Source organism: Dyadobacter sp. HNCC25DJ184 (assembly GCF_056895215.1).
On sequence record NZ_JBXHAQ010000030.1, the window covers coordinates 1 to 8673 of the forward strand.

At 44.7% G+C, this 8673-nt stretch carries 7 protein-coding genes and 1 pseudogene; 6 read left to right on the forward strand and 2 right to left on the reverse strand.

Annotated elements, in window-relative coordinates:
• The 5 genes from AC1XUD_RS26315 to AC1XUD_RS26335 form a co-directional block, all read left to right on the forward strand.
• Positions 1-330: DUF932 domain-containing protein (locus tag AC1XUD_RS26315; RefSeq protein ID WP_483364038.1), on the forward strand; the 330-nt coding region annotated here is incomplete at its 5' end.
• Entirely contained in the window at positions 237-485 is a 249-nt protein-coding gene (locus tag AC1XUD_RS26320; protein WP_483364039.1) for a hypothetical protein, read from the forward strand. The genes AC1XUD_RS26315 and AC1XUD_RS26320, both read left to right, overlap by 94 nt.
• Before the next feature lie 60 nt (positions 486-545).
• Positions 546-788, forward strand: coding sequence for a hypothetical protein (locus tag AC1XUD_RS26325; RefSeq protein WP_483364040.1), 243 nt, complete (start codon positions 546-548; stop codon positions 786-788).
• A 230-nt stretch (positions 789-1018) separates the two neighbouring features.
• Positions 1019-1489 carry a JAB domain-containing protein gene (locus AC1XUD_RS26330; protein ID WP_483364041.1) on the forward strand — a complete coding sequence of 157 codons (471 nt, stop codon included), beginning with the start codon at positions 1019-1021 and terminating at the stop codon, positions 1487-1489.
• A 378-nt stretch (positions 1490-1867) separates the two neighbouring features.
• Positions 1868-5518, forward strand: a complete 3651-nt coding sequence (locus AC1XUD_RS26335) for a tetratricopeptide repeat protein (RefSeq protein WP_483364042.1) — start codon at positions 1868-1870, stop codon at positions 5516-5518.
• Between the two features lie 567 nt (positions 5519-6085).
• Here the strand turns inward: AC1XUD_RS26335 and AC1XUD_RS26340 are convergent.
• Together AC1XUD_RS26340 and AC1XUD_RS26345 are read right to left on the reverse strand one after the other, a co-directional pair.
• A pseudogene (locus AC1XUD_RS26340) lies at positions 6086-6251 on the reverse strand (transposase); the annotation flags it as partial.
• A 234-nt stretch (positions 6252-6485) separates the two neighbouring features.
• The gene (locus AC1XUD_RS26345) at positions 6486-7334 is read right to left on the reverse strand and encodes a hypothetical protein (protein WP_483364043.1); all 849 of its coding nucleotides are present in this window, start codon (positions 7332-7334) and stop codon (positions 6486-6488) included.
• A 682-nt stretch (positions 7335-8016) separates the two neighbouring features.
• Between AC1XUD_RS26345 and AC1XUD_RS26350 the strand changes: the two genes are divergently transcribed.
• Positions 8017-8673 (forward strand): hypothetical protein (locus tag AC1XUD_RS26350; RefSeq protein WP_483364044.1); only part of this gene is annotated, 657 nt, incomplete at its 3' end.

An 8673-nucleotide genomic window follows, 5' to 3' on the forward strand; every position in this document is an offset into this window, starting at 1 on the left:
GTCAGAGTACGTCACACTGTAAATGCCAACCAGCGTCTAAGGCAGGCTCATGAGCTGATGGGGATGACAAACCGGTTTGCCTCGGAGCTTGAGCCTGTATTCAATCACTGGTCAAAAGTCCGGATCTCAGACAAGGATCTGAAAACTTTGATTCAGCTTGCGATGGTCCCAACGGTCAGGTACTCAGCGATATCAGAGCGTCAAAAAATGAGAACCTTTCCACCCAGTTTATTAACATGGTCGAAAGCGTTTATGAGTACGGCCTGGGCAGTGAAACGCAAAATATGTCAACGAGGGCAGGGACCGTTTTCGGAGCCTATAATGCGGTAACGGGCTTTTTTCAAAATGTCAAAAGCTACAAAGACGAAGATGCCAAAATAAAATCGCTGCTACTGGGTGGAACGGCTCAGTTAAAATCTCAGAAAGCCTTTGATCTCTGTGAGGGTTTTGCTGCGCATGGCTCAGCAAGTTTCAACCTTAATTAATCAAGATGGTCGGGGAGAGGTTCCCCGGCCATATTTCAATCACGATAAACTTTTTTAAAAATGAATATTTTTCAAGATCCGGCAGGCAGTTTTCAGCAGCAATGTTTCGTTCCGATTATTTCAGGTTTCATCATTCGGTACTGGATTCAAAGACGGCGATTTAACCGGAGGTCTTCGCACGGCTTTGAGCAGTTTGAAAATTATCTTCAGGCCGTATTGGTTCGTTTTTTTGAGAAGCTGTTAACCCTGGTGTCTTACCTTCTGATACTTGCAGGTATTGTCCGTTTTCTTTTAGGAGGTTGATTAAGAGCAAAACCATTTATAAAGGCCTGAAGAGTTTCGAAACCAAAACGTGGATCACGCATCAATTACTTTGCAAAGTTAGGCGTCGGCTTTCTGGAAGTGTGACAAACTTCCGGCATAAACACGTCCGGCGCACAAGGGACTACCTTTATTCCGTTGCTTTGCCTCACTTATCAGCCGCCACCATACAGGGCACCATAAATGATTTTTTCATCCTAAATGATCTGATTATGGAAAACCTACAGAGTACTTCAAACCATTTCAAGGCAGCAGAAATTGAACTGGTCTACAAGACAAATGTTAAAGCGAGTCAGCGTACTCAAATTACGAGCTCCAATGATGCCTATCAGGTGTTTGCCAGCATCTGGAATGAAGACAGTCTTGAGTTTATTGAAGAGTTTAAAATTCTACTTCTCAATAACTCCTGTCAGGTGCTGGGTTGTTATCACCACTCCAAAGGCGGGATAACTTCAACACCTGTTGATATCAGACTCATTTTTGCAGCTGCACTAAAATCCAATAGTACAGCAATTATTCTTGCCCATAACCACCCATCAGGCAAGTTGATGCCAAGCATGGAAGACAAGACTTTAACAGCCCGAATTCAGCAGGCTGGAAAGATTTTAGATATCCGTGTTTTAGACCATTTAATCATTACGGCAGAAGGCTATTATTCCTTTACAGACTTAGGGGAAATGTGAAGTTGATAGAGCCAAAATTTTCCGGCCCGACGCAAAGACGCATTGGGCCAGTTTTGTTGTTTACGAAATCTGTAATGTCCGGAGCTTTTCGTAGAGCTCTGTTAGTCCGGATTTTCCAAGACAATCAGTAATTACACTTTCGAGCCGCGGATGAGTTTTGATAGCATTGCATAAGTACAATGAAGTCAGTCTAGCTGATTTCAATAAGGGAGTAGTAAAAACTGACGCTGGCAAGATTGATTTTTTGCCTTACATCCGCGACAATTCCCGCCTCGGCATCATGGGACCGAAGGAATACCTGGATAACTGGCGGAATTTTAGGCAGGTAGCGTCTGTTTCGCCGCAATTCGCTAAATTGCCTTATCAAAACCTCGTTGCATGCTTCCTGAAAAACACATCAAAACTACTGGTGGCCTTTTGTTAAATGGTGCTATGTTTCTGGCAGCAAAGACGCTGTCCACCTATGATCAAGCCCTGACCGGAGGTATACTTACAGCAGTAGCGGGGGAAGTGTCCAAAAATTTTGCGTTAAAGTTTATCGGTGATTTTGGCACTTACGATCAACTGTACAATATGGTGATCAGCAAGCACCCTAGGCAGTTAAATCATGATGTAGAGCGCGTGATAAAGTCTTCCTCGATAACGGCCTTAGATTACCTGAAAATACTTTATAAAGAGGAACTCGAGCAGGATGTGCTTTTTTTTCAGGCTTGCGACGAAAAGGAGATCAAAGCTTATTTAAAAGGCATCGACCTATACTTCAGTGAAGCGAAGCCTTCCTTGGAAACTTATCTGGATGTTACGCCTATCGATAAAGATATTATTGATAATCCAAACGACTTCTTTAAAGTAGCTTCCGCACAACTTATATTGCTGAGTGGTGTCACGTTTGATGAGGCAAGCCTTGACAGGCTGGTCGCCTTTCATGAACAATACCTGCCTGAATGTTTTCAGCTAGCGTTCAAAGAAACGCTCAAAAATGATGATAAGGGTTTTAAATCATTTCAGTTATTGGTATTGGGGGATCTGAAGAAACAAGCACACCTAACCCATGCCAAACTTGAAGATATTGAAAATGCCATCAGCCGGATCGAGCAAGGCTTTTCCCTGATCACTAACGACGTATTAGAAACGTTCGGTAACATTGTGCTGCAGCACCTGGAACGCAGCTTCCAGGGCATCACGGTTCATTTTGTAGAGCTGGCCAGATTGATCAACCGCCGCTTCGACAGGCTGACACGCGAGGGTAATAAGACCTTTACGAAGTTAAGCTCTGTAGAAACCGACACGAAGCAACTGCTCGACATTGCGACACGGACCGCCCGCAACACCGAGGAGATGCACGAGAAAATGAACCAACTGTTAGCGCAACGTCTGAACCCTGCGCAATTGCAGCATACCCAGGTCATTTTCGCGAACTCAGAAGAAGTTATCAAACTCATCGGCGAGATCGATCATTTGCCGCAGGAGATCGACCATCAGCGGAACCGCTACAAAGAACTGGCATCCAAATTCGATGAAGAACCTACAGAGGATAACGGCGATCTGATGGATGCTGCTCATGCCAAATGGGTGCTTGCCGCGGAGCGTTTGGAGAAGCTGAACGAGCAGCTGGATGACATGAAGTCATCTGTGATGACCTTATATCATCTCTTTTATCTGCAAACAGATGTGACCGAGCGGTCGGAGACCACTACTGAGGCAATCAAAATGTTTGAAGCCGGCAAGTTCACAGAGTTGGAAGAGCTGCTAAGTTCCGAGGCGCGCGAGGTTGAGCGTGAAAAACTGGTTCGAGAACAGGAACTCCTCGATCTAAAAAAAAAAGACATGGCAGTTGGGGATCTCCTGAACGCCATGACGATCCTGAGGGGTAGGAACTATACCGAAGCACAGGCGGAGAAAGGCGAACGATATTTTAAGTACTCGATCGCCATGGACTCGTTCTATTATAATCACCATTACTACGCCCGTTATCTGGAGACCAATGCGCCGGCCGAAGCACTTCAGCAGTATCAACTGGCGATTGCACATCTTGATGCGCAAAAAGACCTTGAATATGGACTGAACCTTTCCGCTATCGCCAAAATGCATACTGAATTGCTGCAATGGAAAGCGGCTGACGAGAAATTTACGGACGCAATCAATTTCTTTAGGAACGCCGATTTTTTAACACAAGAGGAGCGTGCTTACTATCTTTTCTTTGAACTTAAAAGCCGTGCCCTTGTACTGTCCAGTATCTTTGAACTACAAACGGCGAAGGCACTGTGCCAGGAAGCGGTAGATCTGCTGGAAAATAATCCCCAAATATTCGAAGAGCAACTGGATGAATTACGCACATCGCTACAATTGCAGCTTGGTGATATGGCTTTTGCCGAACAGAATCTGGACGTCGCGAGCAGGCACTATAACGCCGCTTATACGAACTACCTGCTATTGAAGTCGTCCCCGGAACCATTAGGGGTCATGACCACCGCGACCATGTTTGTCAACCTCAGCGGGTTCTTCATCAATATCAAGGATGATGCCCGCGCTAAGGCACTGTGTGATGAGGGTTACGAAAGCCTAACGGCTTTGGCTGATTATGAACCGGCAGAACGCGCCTTTTACCAGGTTAACCTCCTGCACCGCGAGGCCCTTATGTATTTAAACTCCCGTGATATTATTTCATCGGAATCAAAGTTCCGGGAAGCCTTGAGCATCACGGTCAGTTATTTAAGATTGAACCTCGTCCGTTTCCGGCCGATCTACACCGGACTGTTGATCGACTATGGTAATTTATTGAAATACATGAATGAATGGGACAGAGCCGGGAAGCTGTTCGAAAAAGCGCTCGGTATCCTGATCGGTCAGCTAGACAGTAACCACATCCCGATCTATTCCCAGACCGTATCACTTACGCTTCAATACACGGAAATCCTGCTCATGAAGGGGAAAACCAATGCAGCATTCGGCTATTTACAGGAAAATCTTAAATTTCTTTATGGCATTACCAGCGATGATAGCGCGTTCTTCCGGTTAGAGCTCGCCAGCATCCTGCATCGCATCGCCTCGGTCTTGGTGACCTTCCAGGAATATGGCAAAGCAGAGAAAATGTTCGATAGGTCTGCCGCGGAATTTGAATTTCTGATTAAAGGCCCATCATTGAGGAATGTCACTTGCTATATCAAAATGTTGAACGAACAAGCGGAGATCAATGCATTTGAAGGTCATTACGATCAAGCGATGCGGGCCATTACCCGTGCATACGAACTGAATAAGCGCTTAAGTTCAGATGTTCCCAAGGAGTATACTGAATATGAGTTCGATATCGCCGCCGCTGAAGCGGTGGTTCATTTGCGCCAGGGGCAAAGTAAGGAATGCCTGGCGGCGGTAGCGCGGGCAGAGTCGGTCATGGAATCGCTGTCTGATGCCATTAACCTGAATGAATACCGTGCAAAGATCTGGCGTGTCGCTGCATTGATGTATCAAATAGATGAACAATGGGAAGATGCGATCTTGAGATACCAGGACTGTCTGGAGCAATGCGGTGGAAACGAAGAAGAGGTGCCCAAACCTTACGCTAAGGCCGTATTAGAGGTCAGGCATCAGTTGGGTAATATTTACGGAAAGCTGAAAAGCCGCGAGGCGCAGGAGGAACAATATGGCCTCGGCATTACAGCTTTGGTCCAGAACGGCAGTTTACTGTCCACAGCCTGGCAGGAATTATACGCGGTCTATGGACGCCTGCTTGATCTTTATGCAGAAGACGACGATCCTAATGGTTACGCCGACTGCCTGATCAAACGGCGCGCCCTTGTCGTCAATTTTTCCCGGGATGAGGCAAAGATCAGGGATGCCAACGAAGGACTGACGAGCTTTATGGCGCAGTTTGACCATGATCCTGAAATGATCGAACATGAAAAAGAGCAGGCTGAACTTTTTTTCCAGATGGTTTCCTCGCCTGGGTTCATGGACAGCCTCAATAAAATGCCATTCTTCAGTTCAGCGGAAGACGGTGGGGATGAGAATATCCTTACTGACCAGCAGTGATCACCCCTTATTTGTAAGGTGTCATCGATCATTAGCACGCGTAGACAGCGATAAACCAATAATTAAAACTATGGTGGCTGACTGGATAATAAGCTGCCCGGGCCAGTAGCCAATAAATTTCAGTCGGTTCAAAAAAACGCTTTACTAAGTAAATGTAGCGCTACGAGGGCAATTTTCCGGCGCACCGGTCTTAAGACTTTGGTCGTATAGCATACCCGCTGAGCGCTGGTATAGGCGCTGTCTATAACAATAATCTGGCGGGCAGCTTTGATTTTTTCCAACAAGCTCAGGATGGGCTTCGCTGGGAAAAACGGCGAAAGTTGCTTGATCTGGTCACAGCGACAGAATCTGATACCGAACTGCTCTGTTTCAGTCCTCATATCACGATTGCGACAGAGGTAGATTATGAGTACTAAACCCAAAGTAAATTATCAAATGAAACGATCCAACATCAAACCCTATTGGCGAATCTTATAAAAAAGATGATGATTTGAGCGAGGAGGACAAATGAACGGGACTCGAACACGCAACTATCAAAAAAACAGCATTTTGCAAATTTATCATCTCTATTCCCATTCCCCCATATTTCTTGCGGTCCGCCGCCGCGGTTCCAGTTAAAGAAGGTCGCCTGGGACACTCCAAGCTGACGACAAATCTCTTCCACGCGTGTCCCAGTCTCTGACTGTCTCAACGCAAAGGATATCTGTGCTTCGGTGAATTTTGATTTTTTCATAGTGACAAATTACATTTTTAACCTGTTTTTGCCACCGAAAAACTATAGTTTTCAGCTGTCTTGTTTGCCGGGGGGAGGTCAGAAAGGTATCCCCGGCGTGTCCATGTTGACTCTACCTTTCCCTCACATCTTTTCCTATACAGTGCCATGCCTTTCAATGTTTTAAAGTTCTAAAAATATCCGCTAGCACAAACTTAAATTTGCTGTACGTGATCTTCACAACCTCCTTAAATTCTAAAGTTGTGAATTATTAATAGTATGCAGCGTCTCAATCAGTCTGATGAGATGGACGAAAATCGGGAGAGTGTCGATTGGAGTTCCCCAATCATTTGCGGACTGCCGACTTAAAGCGAAATGGAGTATTTCATCGAGGTTGTGCTTCCATTCTTTAAACGACATTTGGTCAAAGAAATCGTTTAAAACGACTCGACTAACATTAAGCTCACTGGGTAATTTTTGTATTGAGTTCTGAGTATCTGCTAATTCTGTTTGAAGGATAATGTAGGCAACGTTGATAACTGATTCAACCCTTTCGAAGAAATACAAAACATCAACTGGACTTTCGTTTTGATAAAAGCCTTCTTTGGTACATGATGTTAGGATCTCGTACAACCTGTTTCTGAAATCCTCGAGGGTGCAGGCGTCAAAAAATTCGGATAACACCAGAAGCGGGTCATCGATTTGCTGCCTATACCAGAAGGAATGCTTTCGAATATATTTATTTAATTCTTTCGAATCAATCTTTTGAACTTCCCCGCTAAACTCGGGTTGGTTTATTTGAGGACTTTCTGCAACTCCAGCGAAACTGTCAGAAGTGACAGCCAATCTTTCTCGGACTAGGTAAACAGCCTCAATGAAAGGCATCAGGTTTTCAAAAAAGTAAATCTGCTCTCCACAGGATGCCTGGCAGTGCTGGCTATCAGCCGAAAGTGATCTGCTCAGCATTTGCCACAACATAAACCTGCAATCTGAGATCGTGTTTAGAACACAAAATTCCTTGATCAATATGGAGGGATTATTTAGCTCTTCTGGCGACATCCAGACTGGGAGCATTGAAGCCGGATCTTCCGAAATGAATCTCATAACAATGGCGGGCTATGTAAAACATGCCTGAATTTCGTTGGAATGTGCATTCTAAAAAATTCTGTAACTGGGATTTTTACTCGGCAACGACTATTTTAGAACTTTGAAAAGTCGATAATACCAGTAACTTTGAGATATAACATCGACATCTAACATCAATAAGACGATTCACTATGGAAGAAATATCCAGCGTATTTGTGAGATGCTGGGTTTTAAGGAAGAGCGACTTGCGTATGAATTGGGGGAGGAGTGGAGTCCGAAACGTGTTTCTCTTTTGGAACAAAAGGAAGTTTCGAGCAGGAATATTGGATCAAATTTCCAGAATATTGAACGTACCTACTGTTAATCGTTCCTTTTTTTGTAAAAAATGCCTCGAAGAGCTTATTATGATCCATTTTGGGCTAAGGTGTTGACGATCAAACTTTAAGCGGAGCCTGTAAAAGGACTCTGTCTAAAAGTTTTGGCTTAAAGACAGATCACGGAAAAGACATCATTCGAACAGATGCGTGACAAAGCGCTCGAACAGTTGATGAAACGACAATCGTAAACAGGTGAAGATGGAGTTTCTGCACCATTATTCCAACAATTTTTGGAAAGCGCTCTAGGGTCAGAAACGGAAGAAGCCTATCAGGCCGAAGCTTTTAAAAGGCTGATTGAATGGCATTGAAAGCGCGGATTGCCTTTGTCAGTGGCATTTTGGCCGCTTAGAAAAGGTAACGACCCACTTCTTACCAGCGTGCCGATTTTTAATGATGGAAGCCCGTTCTACGTGGTGGATATGAATATAGGAACAAAGGAAAATCCGGATTACAGATATGGGGAATCTAGTCCGGCCTATACTGATCAAATTGCAAACGCGCGTATATTCAAGTCCGTAAAGAAATTATCTGAAATACTTTACACCTATGAAAACGCTGGTTATTTGGCTTTGGCCGGTGGAGCAACCGAAGAAATGAATTGGCCGTATGGGGATGGGCGTTTAACCGATTTTGGAAAAGAAAATCTTTCGAGTTTCCGCAATTGGTGTCAGGTTCGTGGAATTCCTTACAACCTGCCTACATTGCAAAGTGGTAACGGCGTGGCATGGTACAACAAAGACGAAACCGGAAAGGAGTTTTTACGGCACAATACCTATGTAGCTCGTAAATACTTTGATAATTTTGTGAATGCTGTTCACTCAGGTGATGCCAGCGGCCGGGCATGTTACTTTATGCCTGCTGTGGCTTCACCAGCTCACGCATGGTCACAAGACGGTTTTGTTCAATATACTGCGGCTAATGCTGACGAAATTTACCAATCTGACGGCGATAAAACCTACGAGCTATATCGCAAGGTACGA